Source organism: Stenotrophomonas maltophilia, from assembly GCF_006970445.1.
GTDB classification, from domain to species: Bacteria; Pseudomonadota; Gammaproteobacteria; order Xanthomonadales; family Xanthomonadaceae; genus Stenotrophomonas; species Stenotrophomonas maltophilia_AU.
In genome coordinates this window covers 2,879,670-2,894,771 of sequence record NZ_CP033877.1, presented here as the reverse complement: position 1 = coordinate 2,894,771, position 15,102 = coordinate 2,879,670, and the positions used below count along the sequence as shown (strand labels likewise).

16 protein-coding genes are annotated in these 15,102 nt (G+C 66.1%); 5 read left to right on the top strand and 11 right to left on the bottom strand.

Going from position 1 to position 15,102, the window contains the following annotated elements:
- Nucleotides 1-41: 41 nt before the first annotated feature.
- The 7 genes from EGM71_RS13360 to EGM71_RS13330 form a co-directional block, all read right to left on the bottom strand.
- On the bottom strand, nucleotides 42-467 hold the full coding sequence (locus EGM71_RS13360; protein ID WP_033833950.1) for a hypothetical protein: 426 nt from the start codon (nucleotides 465-467) through the stop codon (nucleotides 42-44).
- 106 nt (nucleotides 468-573) lie between these two features.
- Nucleotides 574-1,179: a hypothetical protein gene (locus EGM71_RS13355; RefSeq protein WP_188485310.1), complete on the bottom strand. Its 606-nt coding sequence runs from the start codon at nucleotides 1,177-1,179 to the stop codon at nucleotides 574-576.
- Nucleotides 1,180-1,209: 30 nt separating this feature from the next.
- Complete coding sequence (locus tag EGM71_RS13350) at nucleotides 1,210-2,097, bottom strand: DUF2807 domain-containing protein (protein WP_049443187.1); 888 nt, start codon at nucleotides 2,095-2,097, stop codon at nucleotides 1,210-1,212.
- A 25-nt stretch (nucleotides 2,098-2,122) separates the two neighbouring features.
- A complete protein-coding gene (locus EGM71_RS13345) occupies nucleotides 2,123-3,151 on the bottom strand; it encodes an ABC-2 transporter permease (protein ID WP_188485309.1) in 1,029 nt (342 codons plus the stop codon).
- Nucleotides 3,148-4,023, bottom strand: coding sequence for an ABC transporter ATP-binding protein (locus EGM71_RS13340; RefSeq protein WP_188485308.1), 876 nt, complete (start codon nucleotides 4,021-4,023; stop codon nucleotides 3,148-3,150). The genes EGM71_RS13345 and EGM71_RS13340 overlap by 4 nt, the downstream gene beginning before the upstream one ends.
- Nucleotides 4,023-4,382, bottom strand: a complete 360-nt coding sequence (locus EGM71_RS13335; RefSeq protein WP_005410261.1) for a GntR family transcriptional regulator — start codon at nucleotides 4,380-4,382, stop codon at nucleotides 4,023-4,025. The genes EGM71_RS13340 and EGM71_RS13335 overlap by 1 nt, the downstream gene beginning before the upstream one ends.
- Before the next feature lie 2 nt (nucleotides 4,383-4,384).
- Entirely contained in the window at nucleotides 4,385-4,621 is a 237-nt protein-coding gene (locus EGM71_RS13330; protein WP_188485307.1) for a hypothetical protein, read from the bottom strand.
- A gap of 366 nt (nucleotides 4,622-4,987) precedes the next feature.
- Here EGM71_RS13330 and EGM71_RS13325 point away from each other — a divergent pair, with 366 nt between their 5' ends.
- From EGM71_RS13325 to EGM71_RS13305, 5 genes are all read left to right on the top strand, one after another.
- A complete protein-coding gene (locus tag EGM71_RS13325; RefSeq protein ID WP_188485306.1) occupies nucleotides 4,988-5,575 on the top strand; it encodes a glutathione peroxidase in 588 nt (195 codons plus the stop codon).
- 96 nt (nucleotides 5,576-5,671) lie between these two features.
- On the top strand, nucleotides 5,672-6,649 hold the full coding sequence (locus tag EGM71_RS13320; protein WP_188485305.1) for an FKBP-type peptidyl-prolyl cis-trans isomerase N-terminal domain-containing protein: 978 nt from the start codon (nucleotides 5,672-5,674) through the stop codon (nucleotides 6,647-6,649).
- Between the two features lie 23 nt (nucleotides 6,650-6,672).
- A complete protein-coding gene (locus tag EGM71_RS13315) occupies nucleotides 6,673-8,022 on the top strand; it encodes a UDP-glucose dehydrogenase family protein (protein WP_049443188.1) in 1,350 nt (449 codons plus the stop codon).
- Nucleotides 8,015-8,257 carry a SlyX family protein gene (locus EGM71_RS13310; RefSeq protein ID WP_005410256.1) on the top strand — a complete coding sequence of 81 codons (243 nt, stop codon included), beginning with the start codon at nucleotides 8,015-8,017 and terminating at the stop codon, nucleotides 8,255-8,257. Before EGM71_RS13315 ends, EGM71_RS13310 begins: the two co-directional genes overlap by 8 nt.
- A 10-nt stretch (nucleotides 8,258-8,267) precedes the next feature.
- Entirely contained in the window at nucleotides 8,268-8,948 is a 681-nt protein-coding gene (locus EGM71_RS13305; protein ID WP_188485304.1) for a DUF2058 domain-containing protein, read from the top strand.
- Nucleotides 8,949-8,996: 48 nt separating this feature from the next.
- Here the strand turns inward: EGM71_RS13305 and EGM71_RS13300 are convergent, their stop codons facing one another.
- The 4 genes from EGM71_RS13300 to EGM71_RS13285 all read right to left on the bottom strand — a co-directional run bounded on the left by EGM71_RS13300 (nucleotide 8,997) and on the right by EGM71_RS13285 (nucleotide 15,043).
- Nucleotides 8,997-10,181, bottom strand: a complete 1,185-nt coding sequence (locus EGM71_RS13300; protein WP_188485303.1) for an MFS transporter — start codon at nucleotides 10,179-10,181, stop codon at nucleotides 8,997-8,999.
- Between the two features lie 85 nt (nucleotides 10,182-10,266).
- Nucleotides 10,267-12,951 (bottom strand): methionine synthase, encoded by a 2,685-nt coding sequence (metH, locus tag EGM71_RS13295; protein ID WP_188485302.1) that lies wholly within the window; start codon nucleotides 12,949-12,951, stop codon nucleotides 10,267-10,269.
- Nucleotides 12,952-13,008: 57 nt separating this feature from the next.
- Nucleotides 13,009-14,100, bottom strand: a complete 1,092-nt coding sequence (locus EGM71_RS13290; RefSeq protein WP_188485301.1) for a homocysteine S-methyltransferase family protein — start codon at nucleotides 14,098-14,100, stop codon at nucleotides 13,009-13,011.
- Nucleotides 14,101-14,113: 13 nt separating this feature from the next.
- Entirely contained in the window at nucleotides 14,114-15,043 is a 930-nt protein-coding gene (locus EGM71_RS13285; RefSeq protein WP_014037755.1) for an ArsR/SmtB family transcription factor, read from the bottom strand.
- Nucleotides 15,044-15,102 lie beyond the last annotated feature (59 nt).

The window sequence follows — 15,102 nt, the reverse complement described above, 5'->3', positions numbered from 1 at the left end:
CCACCACACGCAGGAACGCCGCCCTTGGGCGGCGTTTTTCTTCAGCGACGGTCAGCGACGATGTTGCCGAAGGTGTCGGTGTAGTCCTTGAACTCCGGGATGCGCTGGATCAGGTCAGCCGGAATCACTTCCATGCCCTCGGGCGGCTGGATCTTCACCGGCTGCATGTTGGGATCGGCCGGTGCGGCCACCAGGGTGTTCTGGCGCAGCACCTGCAGTTTGCCGAACATGGTCTGCAGCATCTGCTTCTGTCCGTCGTCCAGCGGAATCTGGATCTCGTCCACCTTCATCGTGCCATCGCCGAGGATGATGATGTTCGGTGCCGGTGGGCGGCGCACGGTGACCATGCCTTCGCTGACGGAGATCTTGGGCTTGCCGCGCTCGGCGCGGTGGTTACGGTAATCCTTGTCACAGCCGACCAGGCCCAGGCAGAGCAGGGCGGCCAGCAGCAGGAACAACTTCTTCATGGCATTCGGTTTGGGGGCGTCCGGGGCCGCCATTGTAAGCTGGCCGGCGCACGACGGCCGGCAGCGGGACGCCGCTGCCGGCCGGGTGCGCTGATCTGTCACAGGCCTAGCGCTGGACCACGGTGTCCTTGCCGCAGTCGTCGACGTCACTCTGGTCCATCGTTGCGTAGGGCTTGAACGCCGGTAGCTCACGCGCCAGTGCCTGCTGGCTGGCCAGCATCGCCGGCATGCGGTTGCAGATGCGCTTGGCCTGGGCCTCGATCTTCTCGGCCTCGGCGTTGATCCGCTTCTCGATGCCTTCGCTGTCGCCGCTGAAAATGCCCTTCAGTGCCTCTCCGGCAGCGCTGGCGCCGAGCTTGGCGCCAGCCAGGCCGACATCCATGCCGTCCATCGCAATGGCGACGACGTGGCCACGATATTCCAGCAGTCGTTGGCGCTGGGTTTCGTTGGCCGGCACGTCCTTGCCGTCGATCAGCAGGTGGCCATCCGGCGTGATCTCCGCGCGCGGCTGCTTGTCGGCGGAGATCTTGATGTTGCCCTGGGTGATGTCCTTGCGGGCATCATTCATGGCCTCCTTGACGGTCTGGCCGACGCCACTGGTGGCCTCGGCGACGCTCTTGCCGACGGTCTTGTCGGGCGCGGAAGAAGTGCCGCCGCAGGCGATCAGCGGCAGGCACAGCAGGGTGGCAGGCAGCACGCGCAGCAGGTTCATGGCAATTCCCTCGAATCGGTCGGGTGGCGGTTACTTGTTGCGGGGCAGGGTGACCGTGCCGCTGACGTTGCGGTGGCCGACATCGCCGCTGCCGCTGTGGTCGACGGTCAGGCTGCCGCGCACGCCATCGACCTGGATGTCCCCCGAGCCGTGGCTGCGCACATGCACATTGCCGCCGATCTCGGACAGGTCAACATCGCCCGAGCCGACCACGCCGACCTCGACGTTGCCCTGCACGCGCTTGAACCCGATGTCGCCGGAACCGACGGTATCCAGCCGCGCGTTGCCGCGGACATCGCTGATCTTCAGGTCGCCCGAACCGACGGTGCCGGTGACCGCATCGCCACCGATGTTGCGCGCCTTGACGTCGCCGGAACCCAGCGACAGCAGGTTCAGTGAGCCGCCACCGTCGATATCGAGGTCACCCGAGCCCACCGCTGCGTGGATGCTCCCGCGGGTGCCACGCACGATGGCATCCCCGGAGCCGACGTCCACGCTCAGCGATTGCGCGTTGTCCACGCTGGCATCGCCGGAGCCGACCTTGAGCTGCAATGGCAGGTTGTCCGGCACGCTGCCGCGGATGTCCAGCCAGGCATAGCTGTTGCCCAGGCTGATGCCGCTGTGGCGGCCGTCGCGGCGCAGGCTGACGACCAGCTTGTCGCCTTCCCTGCGCTGGTCCAGTACCAGCTGGTCCAGCCATTCCTGGCTGGAGGCACAGGCGCGGCCATCGAGCTGGCCACCGCCCTTGCTGGCGACGACCTTCAGGTCATGCTGGTTCACCTCCAGCACCACCGCCTTGGCGCCGGCCACATCCAGCTTCAGCGTGCGGGCGGCGGTGAACTTGCAGTTCGGAGCATCGGCGGCCAGCGCCGACAGCGGCAACAGCAACAACGCAGAACAGGCGAGCAGGGAACGCATGGGTGGTGCCTCCGGGTGGATGGGATCAGATCTCGCCGGCGCGCTTGCGCAGGCGGACGGCAAGGACGATGAACACGACACCGACGGCGGCGCCGATCCACAGCTCCGGCATCGCCAGCGATTTCAGCTGCGAGGCCGGCGACATCAGGCTGACCACCGATTCAAGATCGCGGCGCGAGCCTTCCTCGGCGCTGAGGCGATACACCAGGTCCGTGCCCGGTACGCCGCCCAGCAGCAATCGGCCGACGATGTTCTGCCAGAACCAGCCGGTGGTCAGACCGATCAGCGGCATCACCTTGGTGGTGCTGACAATGACGCCGGCGAACAGCGGCAGCATCACTGCCCACAGGAACGGCTTGGTACGGGCCCAGGCCGAGCACAGCAGCAGCCAGCCGGCGGTGGGCAGGGCCCACAGGGCGTAGACCGGGATCCAGGCCAGGTGACCGGCGGCCAGGGTCAGCGGGCTGGCCGGGCCCCAGATCAGGGTCATCGGGCTGCCGCCGTGCATCAGCGCGACGATGCTGATCACCAGCATGAAGCCGAACATGGTGATGATGCCGGCGATCACCGCGATCAGCGGGGCCACGATCAGCGCGCTGATCACCTTGGACAGCACGGTCTGGGTGTCCGACAGCGGCAGCGACTTCCAGAACAGGATGCTGCGGTCGCGGCGGTCGTCGTACAGCGCGCCCAGGCAGTAGAAGAACACCACGAAGGCCAGCACCAGGAACGGCCAGGCCGAGCTGAGCACCAGGGTCAGGTCGAGGCCGTTGCCGAGGTCGGTCAGGTCCTTGGCGCTGATGTCGCGGGTCAGCAGGGCCAGGTCCAGGCCGTTGATGTTCACGTCTTCGCCGTCGATGTGCAGGCCGCCGTCACGCGCGGCCCGGTGCAGGGCGAACAGGCCGAAGGCGATGCCGACGGTGCTCATCACCAGCGAGATCAGGCCGGCGATCAGCGGCGCATACAGGAAACCGCCACGGTTCTCCCAGTACTCGCGCTTGAGCAGCCAGCGCAGGGTGCCCATCGGGCTGACGGGGTGGTTGACGGCATTCATGCGTAGGTCCCCTTCATGATGGCGACGAACAGATCGGCCAGGCCCGGGCTGCGGGTCTCGCCAAGGGTGGAGAGCTGGGTGCGCGGCACGCCATCGAACAGCATCACGGTCTTGCCGAACGTCAGGCTGCGCTCGTCGATCGGCTTCAGTGCACGCGCGGTCTCCAGCTGGTCGGCATTGACCAGCAGTTCGGTGTAGCGCTGGCCGACGTCGTCCATGTCCGCGTCGAGCACGATGCGGCCGTCGCGGATGAACATGACGTCGCTGAGGATGTGCTCGATCTCCTCCACCTGGTGGGTGGTGACGATGATGGTCTTCTGTTCGTCGAAATAGTCTTCCAGCAGGCGCTGGTAGAACTCCTTGCGGTACAGGATGTCCAGGCCCAGGGTGGGCTCGTCCAGCACCAGGATGCGGGCATCGATGGCCATCACCAGCGCCAGGTGCAGCTGCACGATCATGCCCTTGGACAGTTCACGCACGCGCTGTTTCGGCTGCAGCTTGGTGTTGGCGAGGAAGCGCTCGCAGCGGGCGCGGTCGAAGCGCGGGTGGACACCGGCCACAAAATCGATTGCCTCGCGGACCTTCAGCCAGCGCGGCAGCACGGCGACGTCGGCGATGAAGCAGATGTCGTTCATCAGCTCGTCGCGGTGCAGCCGCGGGTCGCGGCCGAGCACGCTCAGCTCACCTTCCACCGAGGTCAGGCCGAGGATGGCCTTCAATGCGGTGGTCTTGCCGGCGCCATTGGGCCCGATCAGGCCGACGATGCGCCCGCTCGGAATGCTGAAGCTGGCATTGTCGAGGGCCACCGTGGTCTTGTAGGCCTTGCGCAGGCCTCGGGCGGTGATGACCGGTTCGCTTGCAGTGCTATTCATCAGACTTTCCCCTGGGGCAGCAATTCGTCGAGGCTCAGGCCCAGGCGCTGGATGCGCTCCAGCACCGCCGGCCACTCTTCGTTGAGGAAGCGCTCGCGCTCGCTGCTGCGCAGCTGCGTGGCCGCCTGCTCGGTCATGAACATGCCCAGGCCGCGGCGCTTCTCGACCAGGCCTTCATCGGCCAGTTCCTGGTAAGCGCGCGAAACGGTGATGGGGTTGAGTTGATAGTCGGCCGCCACCTGGCGTACCGAAGGCAGGGCATCGCCCGGCTTGAGGATTCCGTCGAGCATCATGGCGATCACGCGCTCCTTCAACTGACGGTAGATGGGAGCGCCGTCGCTCCACTGGATGTCGCTCATATTCAGCTCCGTGGGGTCAGCGGCTGGGCGAACGAGAAATACGGCATGGACAGGGAGCTGTGCAGCCGACGCGGGGGAGGGGGGGAGGGATCGGCGTTCCCGGCCGGTGAAACGGTTGCGTCCTGCGCACTGTCGGGGGAGGCGGGGGCGGTGGGCGTGGCCAGCCAGGCCAGCACGATCAGGGTCGAAACAGCAGCGGCCGCGGGTGCGGTGAGGTTGCGACGGATCCGGGCGTTCATGGCTTCCCCCTGTCTCAGGTGACTGGTGTTGTATGCAACTATAACACCGGCACGCCTACGTGCAACCCCTTGCCGTCCCCAACTGATGGCAGGGGTGGTCAGATCGCTGAAATATTCCCTTATCAGTTTGATTAATAAGGGAAATAAAATTGTCGTGCGGGCCGATCCAGTTCCGCCTTCCATTCAGTGTTGTCCATGCTATGTCATCACTGCGCCGTTGCTGGTGGGTCCAGCCGGGAAACGCCACGCCGCGCAAAGCCGCCAGCAGCCGTTGCAACAAGGGGTGTGGGGGGGCGGTGCTATAGTTCGGCCGATTCCCGGCCGCTACCGGCCGGCCCTGTGAATGGCTACCGCGGACTGTTCTCGATGCCTCTGCCGACCGTTTTCCCGCGCCGCCTGCGCGGCCTGTCCCTGCTGACCCTGCTGGTGACCGGCCTGGCCGGTTCCGCCCATGTGCTGGCGGCCGATCTGCTGGACCTGGAGTACCGCCCGCTGGCCAGCAAGCAGCAGGTCAACCTGCAGCAGCGCTACCACGGGCAGGTACTGCTGGTGGTGAATACCGCAAGCAAGTGCGGCTATACCCCTCAGTACGAAGGCCTGGAGGCGCTGCAGAAGCGTTATGCCGGCCGCGGCTTTGCCGTGCTCGGTTTCCCGTCCAACGATTTCAAGGGCCAGGAGCCGGGTGACGAGAAGCAGATCCAGGATTTCTGCACGCTTACCTACGGCGTCAAGTTCCCGATGTTCGAGAAGGTGCACGTCGTCGGTGCGCAGGCCACGCCGCTGTACCAGCGGCTGACCGCAGCCACCGGCGTGGCGCCGGGCTGGAACTTCCACAAGTACCTGGTCGGCCGCGATGGCAAGGTCATCGCCCAGTTCGCCAGCAAGGTGACGCCGGACGATCCGCAGCTGACCGCGGCCATCGACAAGGCGCTGGCCGCAGCCGCCACGCATTGATATCCGGCACGGATGCCTCGACATCTCGGGCATGCGTGCGACAATGTTTCTTTTCGCGCCGACGTCGGCGCCCAGACACTTTCAGGAATGCAGCGAATGAAGATGGGAATGCGCGGCGCCGCGGCGTCGGTTCTGATTCTGGCGATGGGCACTTCGGGTGTCGCTCTGTCGCAACAACCGGCTGCCCCCGCAGCCGCCAAGGAGACCAAAACCTTGAATTCCCCCAAGCAGAAGCTCGGCTACGCCATCGGCCTTGATGTTGCCAAGTCGTTCACCCCGATCGCTGATGAGATCGATGTGGCCGCGCTGCGCACCGCCGTGGAGCGTTCGTTCGAAGGCCTGCAGCCGCAGATCACCCAGGAACAGGCCAAGGCCACCGATGCCGCGCTGCGCCAGGTCGTTATGGCCCGCAGTGGCCAGCAGGTGCCGGGCATGGCGCCGGGTTCGCAGCCGCCGAAGGTCGATCGCGTCAAAGTGTCGCAGATGATCGGTTCGTACTCGGTCGGCCCGTCGCTGGCACAGCTGAAGGACGACATCGATGTCGCCTCGCTGTTTGACGCGATCAGCACCGGCCTGAGCAAGGGCCAGCCGAAGATGACGGAAGCTGACGCGACCGCCACCATCCAGGCTTTCATGGGCAGCAAGCAGGCCGAAATGCAGGCCAAGGCCGCCGCCGCCGCGCAGACCAACCGCGAGGAAGGCAACGCGTTCCTGGCCAAGAACAAGACCCAGCCGGGCGTGGTGACCACCCCGTCGGGCCTGCAGTACCAGATCATCCGCCCGGGTAGCGGCGAGCGTCCGCTGCCGAGCAGCAAGGTGCGCGTGAACTACGAAGGCAAGCTGCTCAACGGCACCGTGTTCGACAGCTCCTACGGTCGCCAGCCGGCCGAGTTCGGCCTGGACCAGGTGATCAAGGGCTGGACCGAAGGCGTCGCGCTGATGCCGGTCGGTTCGAAGTACCGCTTCTGGATCCCGGGCGAGCTCGCCTACGGTGAGAACGGTACCCCGGGTGGCCCGATCGGCCCGAACGCGACTCTGACGTTCGACGTCGAGCTGCTGGGCGTCCTGCCGTAAGCGACCACGGAGCCTGCACGGACATGCGCGTTGCGATTTTCGGTACCGGTTATGTAGGGCTGGTGACCGGTACCTGCCTGGCCGACGTCGGCCACCAGGTGGTCTGCGTCGATATCGACCAGGCCAAGGTCGATGGCCTCAACCAGGGCATCATCCCGATCTATGAGCCGGGCCTGGAGCCGATGGTGAAGGCCAACCACGCCGCGTCGCGGCTGGCGTTCACCACCGATGCCGCGGCCGCGATCGGCCACGGCCAGGTCGTGTTCATCGCCGTCGGCACGCCGCCGGACGAGGATGGCAGCGCCGATCTGCAGTACGTGCTGGCCGTGGCCCGCACCATCGGCCGGCACATGAGCGTGCCGACCGTGGTGGTCAACAAGTCGACGGTGCCGGTGGGCACCGCCGACAAGGTGCGTGCCGCCATTGCCGCAGAGCTGGCTGCACGTGGCGCGGACATCGCCTTTGACGTGGTGTCCAACCCGGAATTCCTGAAGGAAGGCGACGCCGTTGCCGACTGCATGCGCCCGGATCGCATCATCATCGGTGCGACCAGCGCCGAGTCGGTGGCGGTGATGCGGCGCCTGTACGCACCGTTCAACCGCAACCACGACCGCGTGGTTGAAATGGACGTGCGCTCGGCGGAGCTGACCAAGTACGCCGCCAATGCGATGCTGGCGACGAAGATCTCGTTCATGAACGAAATCGCCAACATCGCCGAGCGTGTCGGTGCCGACGTCGAGCAGGTCCGCCAGGGCATCGGTTCGGATCCGCGCATCGGCTGGCATTTCATCTACCCGGGCGCCGGTTACGGCGGCTCGTGCTTCCCCAAGGATGTGCAGGCGCTGGCCCGCACCGCGCAGCAGGCCGGCCTGGAGCCGAAGCTGCTGAACGCCGTGGAAGCGGTCAACGATGCGCAGAAGGGTCATCTGTTCGCCCTCATCCAGCGTCATTACGACAAGGGTGAAGACGAAGGCGTGCGTGGCAAGACCTTTGCCGTGTGGGGCCTGGCGTTCAAGCCAAACACCGACGACATGCGCGAAGCCTCCAGCCGTCGCCTGCTGGCGCAGCTGTGGGAAGGTGGTGCGACGGTGCGTGCCTACGATCCGGAGGCGATGCACGAGTCGCAGCGCATCTTCGGCGAACGCGATGACCTGGTGTTCTGCAGCAATGCCAACGAGGCGCTGCAGGGCGCGGATGCCTTGGTCGTGGTGACCGAGTGGAAGCAGTTCCGCAGCCCCGATTTCCAGAAGCTGCGCGAGCAGTTGAAGGACGCGGTGGTGTTCGACGGCCGCAACCTGTACGAGCCGGCGGACGTGGAAGCGGCGGGCCTGGCGTACTACGGCATTGGCCGGGGGCGCTCGCTGCATGTCTGATCTGCTGCCAACCGAACGCGAGCAGGCGCTGGAAGCGCGCCTGGTCGAACTGGAAATGCGCGTGTCCTTCCAGGAACAGGCGCTGGCCGAACTGAGCGATGCGCTGGCCGATGCCCGCATGCAGGGCATGCGCAACGCCGACGTGCTGCGCGTGCTGCTGGAAGACCTGGGCAAGGTCCGCAACGCGCTGAATTCTTCCGATCCGGCGAGCGAACCGCCGCCGCCGCACTACTGATCCGAATCCTATGAGCGATACCCTCCGCGACCAGCTGATGGGCCTGGGCTTCAAGCCTGCGCCCAAGCCCGAGCGCAAGAATGATGGCCCCCGCCGTGATGGCCGCCCGCAGGGCAAGGGTGGCAACGGCAATGGAAAGCCGCAGGGCGCTGGCAAGGGCGAGCACAAGCCCGGCGAGCGTCGCGGGCATGGCCACGGTGGCCCGGGCAAGCCCGGCCAGTCGCGTGGCCCGGGCCAGCAGGGCCCGCGCAAGCCGCGCAGCGCCGAAGAGATGGACCTTGCCAAGGCCTATGCCATCCGCGCGCAACGGGAAAAGGAAGAGCGCATCGAGACCGAGCGCCTGAAGCAGGAAGAAGCGCGCGTGCGCCGCGAGGCCAAGGCCAAGCTGGAAGAACTGCTGAAGGACAAGGGCCTGAATGCCGAAGCGGCGGACATTGCCCGCCACTTCCCGTATGGCGGCAAGATCAAGCGCATCTACGTGACCGCCGAACAGCTGACCGCGCTCAACGCCGGCGAGCTGGGTGTGGTCCAGCTCAATGGCCGCTACCTGCTGGTGACCGCCGAGGTACTGGCGCAGTCCGAAGCCGTGTTCGCCGCGTCGGTGGCACTGAAGGTCGATCCGAATGCGCCGGCCGAGGAAGATCCGTACGCGGACCCGCAATACCAGGTGCCGGACGACCTGGTCTGGTAAACGGGCCTGCAGAATGATCGAAACGCCGGGCATTGCCCGGCGTTTTCGTCAGAGGGGGCGGGTGCTGAGTCGCGCGCGGATCAGCGGCAGGCTCAACGCGAAGAAGCAGAGCAGGGCGCCAATCAGGGCGAAGCCGCTGCCGGCCAGGAACGCGGTTCGGCCGTCGTCGATCTTCCACAGTTGGCCGGCAATCAGCGCGCCCAGCACGCCGCCGACTCCTGATGAGAATCCGTACAGCAATCCTTGGCCATGCCCGTTGAGGCGGCCGGGGAAGTAGGTCGCCAGCATCTGCATCGCTGCCGCGAAGAACGCCGCAAAGCCCAGTGCGTGCGCAGTCTGCGCCAGCAGCATCACCGGCAGGTTCTCCGGGAACAGTGCGGTCACGGCCCAGCGCAGGCAGGAACTGACCAGCGCGATCAGCAACATCCAGCTGGCGTCGTAGCGGCGGAAGAAACGGCCGATGGTGAAGAAAACGCCTACTTCGAAGACCACGCCGATGGTCCACAGCAGGCCCAGGGTGGAGGTGCGGTAGCCGTGATGGTCCATGTAGATCGAGAAGAACGTGTAGTACGGGCCGAATGACAGCTGCTCCATGAAAGCGGCCAGGAAGAACGCCAGCACCGGCGGCCGGCGCACGATCTGCCAGAAGCCGCTGGCGTCGCCCTCGGTCTTGCCGATGTCGCGTGCGTAGTGGTTGCTGAAGGCCGAGGCAACCAGCAACACGAACAGTGGCAGCATCATCCACGGCAGCCACCCTGCGTGGCTGGTGGAGTCATCGCCCTCGATCAGCCATCCGAACAGGGTGACGATGGCGATGAAACCGAGCGAACCCCAGACCCGGATCAGCCCGTAGCGATGGCTGTCGTTGCCGAGGTGGGTGAGCGTGATCGACTCGAACTGCGGCATCACCGCGTTGTAGAAGAAGCAGAAAACCACCATCGCCGGGTACATCCACGGCTGTGGCAGTGGCAGCAGGAATGCGGCGAAGCTGAGCAGGGTCAGCACACAGCCGACGCGCAGCAAGCGGATCGGTCGCGGTGATGCGGCCGCCAGCGAGGTCCAGGTGCTGGGCGCGATCACGCGGGTGGCATACCACAGCCCCATCATCACGCTGATGGCGGTCACGCTCATGCCGCGCGCGGTCAGGAACAGGCTCCAGTACGGAGTGAACGCGCCCAGCGCCGCGTAATAGAACAGGTAGAAGCTGGAGAGACGGGCAACGGGAACGGTCATCGCGGGATGATGAGGCAAAAAGGGGACGGAGGGGATTAAGTCGTTTGTGCATAAGCGACTTAATCCCCTCCGTCCCCTTTTTGTGTCATTCGGGGTCGTAGTCGAGGTTGGAGGCCAGCCAGCGTTCGGCCTGGGCGCGGTCCACGCCCTTGCGCCGGGCGTAGTCGCTGACCTGTTCGCGGCTGAGCCGACCGACCACGAAGTACTGGCTCTGCGGATGGCTGAAGTAGTAGCCGGAGACAGCGGCCGTAGGCAGCATCGCGAAGCTCTCTGTCAGTTCCATGCCGGCATTCGCTTCGGCCTGCAGCAGGTCGAACAGGCGGCGCTTTTCGCTGTGCTCCGGGCAGGCGGGATAGCCCGGCGCGGGTCGGATACCGCGATACTGCTCGTCGATCAGGGCTTCGTTGTCCAGCGTCTCGGCGCGCTCATGGCCCCAGAATTCGGTACGCACGCGCTGGTGCAGGCGCTCGGCCAGCGCCTCGGCGAAGCGGTCGGCCAGTGCCTTCAGCAGGATCGCGTTGTAGTCGTCATGGTCAGCCTCGAAGCGCGCGACATGCGCGTCGATGCCGATGCCGGCAGTGACCGCGAACGCGCCGATCCAGTCCTGGCGTCCGCTGTCGGCAGGCGCGATGAAGTCGGCCAGGCAGAAATCCGGGCGCTCGGCCGGCTTGTCCACCTGCTGGCGCAGGAAGTGCAGGGTGGTTTCGCCCTGCGGGTGCTGCACGCGGACGTCGTCGCCGATGCTGTTGGCCGGCCACAGGCCGAACACGGCCTTGGCCGTCAGCCACTTCTCGCCGACGATGCGCTCGAGCATCTCGCGGGCATCGCGGTACAGCTCGCTGGCCTGGGTGCCGACGATCTCGTCGGTGAGGATGGCCGGGAACTTGCCGGCCAGCTCCCAGGCCTGGAAGAACGGCGTCCAGTCGATGTAGTCGACCAGCTCGGCCAGTGGGTAGTCGTCGAACACGTGCAGGCCGGGTTGTTCCGGTGCCGGTGGCGTGTAGCTGTCCCAGCCGCCCTGGAATTTCTGCCCGCGCGCATGTTCCAGCGTCACCAGGCGCTTGGCGTCGCCACGGTTGCGGTGGCGGGCGCGGATTTCGGCATAGTCGGCTTCGTTGGCCGCGACGAAGGCCTCGCGCAGGTCGCGCGAGATCAGCGACTGGGCCACGCCGACCGCGCGCGAGGCATCCTTCACCCACACCGTGGGCGCCTTGTAATGCGGGTCGATCTTCAGCGCGGTATGCGCACGCGAGGTGGTCGCGCCCCCGATCAGCAGCGGCAGGTCGAAGCCCTGGCGCTCCATCTCGCGGGCGACGTGGCTCATCTCCTCCAGCGACGGGGTGATCAGTCCGGACAGGCCGATCAGGTCCGCGTTGTGTTCGCGGGCGGCATCAAGGATCTTCTGTGCCGGCACCATCACGCCGAGGTCGACCACTTCGAAGTTGTTGCAGGCCAGGACCACGCCGACGATGTTCTTGCCGATGTCATGCACATCGCCCTTCACCGTGGCCATGATGATCTTGCCGTTGCTCTTGGCGGTGTCACCGCTGCGCGCTTTCTCCGCCTCGATGTACGGCAGGAGGTAGGCCACGGCCTTCTTCATCACCCGTGCGGATTTCACCACCTGCGGCAGGAACATCTTGCCGGCGCCGAACAGGTCGCCGACCACGTTCATGCCGTCCATCAGCGGGCCTTCGATCACATCCAGCGGGCGGCTGGAGGCCTGCCGGGCAAGCTCGGTGTCTTCTTCGACATAGGCGTCCAGGCCGTGCACCAGCGCATGTGCCAGGCGCTGTGCGACCGGCTTCTCGCGCCAGGCAAGGTCTTCAGTCTTCGTCGCACCCTTCTTGCCCTTGTAGCGTTCGGCGATCTCCAGCAGGCGCTCGGTGGCATCGCTGCGTCGGTTGAGGATCACGTCTTCGACGCGCTCGCGCAGATCCGGCTCCAGTTCGTCGTAGATCGGCATGGCGCCGGCGTTGACGATGCCCATGTCCATGCCCGCGGCAATGGCGTGGTAGAGGAATACCGAGTGGATGGCCTGGCGCACCGTTTCGTTGCCGCGGAACGAGAACGAGACGTTGGAGACGCCGCCGGAGACATGGCAGTGCGGCAGGGTCTGCTTGATGATGCGGGTGGCTTCGATGAAGTCCACCGCGTAGTTGTCATGCTCTTCGATGCCGGTGGCGACGGCGAAGATGTTCGGGTCGAAGATGATGTCCTGCGGTGGGAAGCCGATCTCGTCGACCAGGATGCGATAGGCGCGGCTGCAGATCTCGACCTTGCGCGCACAGGTGTCGGCCTGCCCGCTTTCGTCGAAGGCCATCACCACCGCGGCGGCGCCGTAGCGCAGCACCTTGCGCGCATGTTCGCGGAACAGCGCCTCGCCTTCCTTCAGCGAGATCGAGTTGACCACGCTTTTGCCCTGCAGGCACTTCAGTCCCGCTTCGATCACGCTCCACTTCGAGGAGTCGACCATCACCGGGATGCGGGCGATGTCCGGCTCGGACATGATCAGGTTGAGGTAGCGGGTCATCGCCGCTTCCGAATCGATCAGGCCCTCATCCATGTTGACGTCGAGGATCTGCGCGCCGCTGGCCACCTGCTGTCGGGCCACGTCCACCGCTTCTTCGTAGCGGCCTTCCTTGACGAGCTTGCGGAACTGCGCGCTGCCGGTGACGTTGGTGCGTTCGCCGACGTTGATGAACAGCAGGTCCGGGGTGATGACCAGGGGTTCCAGGCCGGACAGGCGGGTAGGGCGGACAGGCGTCATGGCAGGCGGCGGCTCAGCGGCAATAGGGCGGAAAGTGCGGGACGGTGGCGGCGGCGTTCACGCGGCCTGCTCCTGCATGGCGGGCAGGGCGCGCGGTGGCAGCCCTGCCACGGCCCGGGCGATCGCGCGGATATGGTCGGGCGTGGAGCCGCAGCAGCCGCCGACCAGGTTCAACAGGCCATCCTCGGCGAAGCCGCGCAGGGTGGTGGCCATCTCTTCGGGCGTTTCGTCGTACTCGCCAAAGGCGTTGGGCAGGCCCGCGTTGGGATGCGCGCTGACATGGCAGTCGGCGACCTGCGAGAGGGTTTCCACGTGCGGGCGCATCGCTTCCGCCCCCAATGCGCAGTTCAGCCCGATCGACAGCGGGCGCGCATGCGCCAGTGACGCATGGAAGGCCTCGGCGGTCTGCCCGGACAGGGTGCGCCCGGAGGCATCGGTGATGGTGCCGGAGATCATCACCGGCAGGCGAGCGCCACGTGCGTCGAACGCTTCTTCCAGCGCGTACAGCGCGGCCTTGGCATTGAGCGTGTCGAAGATGGTCTCGACCATGAGCGTATCGGCGCCGCCGTCGATCAGGCCCTCGATGGCTTCGCGATAGGTGTCGCGCAACTCGTCGAAGCTGGTGTTGCGGAAGCCCGGATCGTTGACGTCGGGGCTGATCGAGGCGGTGCGGCTGGTGGGGCCGATCACCCCGATCACGAAGCGCGGCTTGCCCGGCGTGGTCGCGGCCACCGCATCGCAGCAGGCGCGTGCGACGGCGGCGCCAGCCTTGTTCAGCTCGTACACCAGGTGTTCGAGGTGGTAGTCGGCCTGGCTGACCGAGGTGGCATTGAAGGTGTTGGTCTCGACCAGATCCGCGCCGGCATCCAGGTAGGCGGTATGGATGTCGGCGATGATCTGTGGCCGGGTCAGCAGCAGCAGGTCGTTGTTGCCCTTCAGGTCATGGCCTTCAGGTGCACCATGGTCGCAGCCGGGGCCATGCAGATGGTCGTAGCCACCGGCGAATCGTTCGCCACGGTAATCGTCTTCCTGCAGGCCATGGCGCTGGATCATCGTGCCCATCGCGCCGTCGATGATCAGGATCCGCTCGCGCAGGGCGTCGAGCAGGGCGTTGGCACGATCGGGATGCAACCAGGGCAGGGCGGGCATGGCGGTCTCGGGCTCAGGGCTTGTTGGCGATCAGCGAAATCACTTCGAAGTGCGGCGGACGCTTCTCGCGGGTGACCGTTTCCAGGCTCGACACCTGCAGGCCGGCCTTGTCGACGAACTTGCGCAGCTCCTTGTCGCTGAAGCCGAGGTTGACGTGGCCGTAGGCCTCTACTGCTGCCTTGTGCTCGTGACGGGCCAGGCTGCACAGCAGCAGGCGGCCACCCGGACGCAGCACGCGTGCGGCTTCGGTCACGGCCTGTGCCGGTTTGCTGGCGTAGGTCAGCGCGTGCATCAGCACCACCAGGTCGAAGCTGCCGTCCTTGAACGGCAGGGCATGCATGTCGCCCTCGCGCACTTCCACGTTGGGCAGGCGGCGCAGGCGCTCGCTGGCGGCGGCGACCACGCGCGCGCTGGTGTCAATGCAGATGTAGCGCTTGGCATGCGGGGCGACAAGTTCGGCCAGCACGCCATCACCGGAGGCGATGTCCAGCACGTCGCCGGTCTCCAGCAGCGGCAGCGCGGTGCGCGCCAGCGCCTCCCAGGTACGGCCCGGGGAGTAGTGGCGTTCCATGTCGCCGGCCACGCTGTCGGCCCAGTTCTGGTCGGAGGCGCGGTGGGCCAGCACGGCCGCAACGCGTTCGGCGTCCTGGCGCAGCAGCGGATCATCGCTTCCGTTGCTCAAGGCATGCCACAATGCACGCTGCGCCGGGTCCAGCTGGGCCTCGTCGAAGCGGTAGTAGGCCGACACGCCGGCACGGCGGTCGCGGACCAGGCCGGCTTCCTTCAGGCGTGCCAGGTGGGTGGACACACGCGGCTGCGCCAGCCGGGTGATTGCCGACAGTTCGGCCACGGTCAGTTCCTCCTGCTCCAGCAGCGCCAGCAGGCGCACGCGAGTGGCATCGGCGAACACCTTCAGGCGGGTCGACCAGTCTTCCAGATCCATAAATATCTACCTATCGCGATATAGAGATATATTCGCCGAGAAGGCCTGCCGCGGTCAAG

Coding starts and splice junctions, on each gene's coding strand:
- EGM71_RS13305 (WP_188485304.1), top strand. CDS start 8,268: ATGAGCGATACCCTCCGCGACCAGCTGATGGGCCTGGGCTTCAAGCCT.
- EGM71_RS13315 (WP_049443188.1), top strand. CDS start 6,673: ATGCGCGTTGCGATTTTCGGTACCGGTTATGTAGGGCTGGTGACCGGT.
- metH (WP_188485302.1), bottom strand. CDS start 12,951: ATGACGCCTGTCCGCCCTACCCGCCTGTCCGGCCTGGAACCCCTGGTC.
- EGM71_RS13360 (WP_033833950.1), bottom strand. CDS start 467: ATGAAGAAGTTGTTCCTGCTGCTGGCCGCCCTGCTCTGCCTGGGCCTG.
- EGM71_RS13355 (WP_188485310.1), bottom strand. CDS start 1,179: ATGAACCTGCTGCGCGTGCTGCCTGCCACCCTGCTGTGCCTGCCGCTG.
- EGM71_RS13300 (WP_188485303.1), bottom strand. CDS start 10,181: ATGACCGTTCCCGTTGCCCGTCTCTCCAGCTTCTACCTGTTCTATTAC.
- EGM71_RS13310 (WP_005410256.1), top strand. CDS start 8,015: ATGTCTGATCTGCTGCCAACCGAACGCGAGCAGGCGCTGGAAGCGCGC.
- EGM71_RS13350 (WP_049443187.1), bottom strand. CDS start 2,097: ATGCGTTCCCTGCTCGCCTGTTCTGCGTTGTTGCTGTTGCCGCTGTCG.
- EGM71_RS13345 (WP_188485309.1), bottom strand. CDS start 3,151: ATGAATGCCGTCAACCACCCCGTCAGCCCGATGGGCACCCTGCGCTGG.
- EGM71_RS13320 (WP_188485305.1), top strand. CDS start 5,672: ATGAAGATGGGAATGCGCGGCGCCGCGGCGTCGGTTCTGATTCTGGCG.
- EGM71_RS13330 (WP_188485307.1), bottom strand. CDS start 4,621: ATGAACGCCCGGATCCGTCGCAACCTCACCGCACCCGCGGCCGCTGCT.
- EGM71_RS13325 (WP_188485306.1), top strand. CDS start 4,988: ATGCCTCTGCCGACCGTTTTCCCGCGCCGCCTGCGCGGCCTGTCCCTG.
- EGM71_RS13340 (WP_188485308.1), bottom strand. CDS start 4,023: ATGAATAGCACTGCAAGCGAACCGGTCATCACCGCCCGAGGCCTGCGC.
- EGM71_RS13335 (WP_005410261.1), bottom strand. CDS start 4,382: ATGAGCGACATCCAGTGGAGCGACGGCGCTCCCATCTACCGTCAGTTG.
- EGM71_RS13285 (WP_014037755.1), bottom strand. CDS start 15,043: ATGGATCTGGAAGACTGGTCGACCCGCCTGAAGGTGTTCGCCGATGCC.
- EGM71_RS13290 (WP_188485301.1), bottom strand. CDS start 14,100: ATGCCCGCCCTGCCCTGGTTGCATCCCGATCGTGCCAACGCCCTGCTC.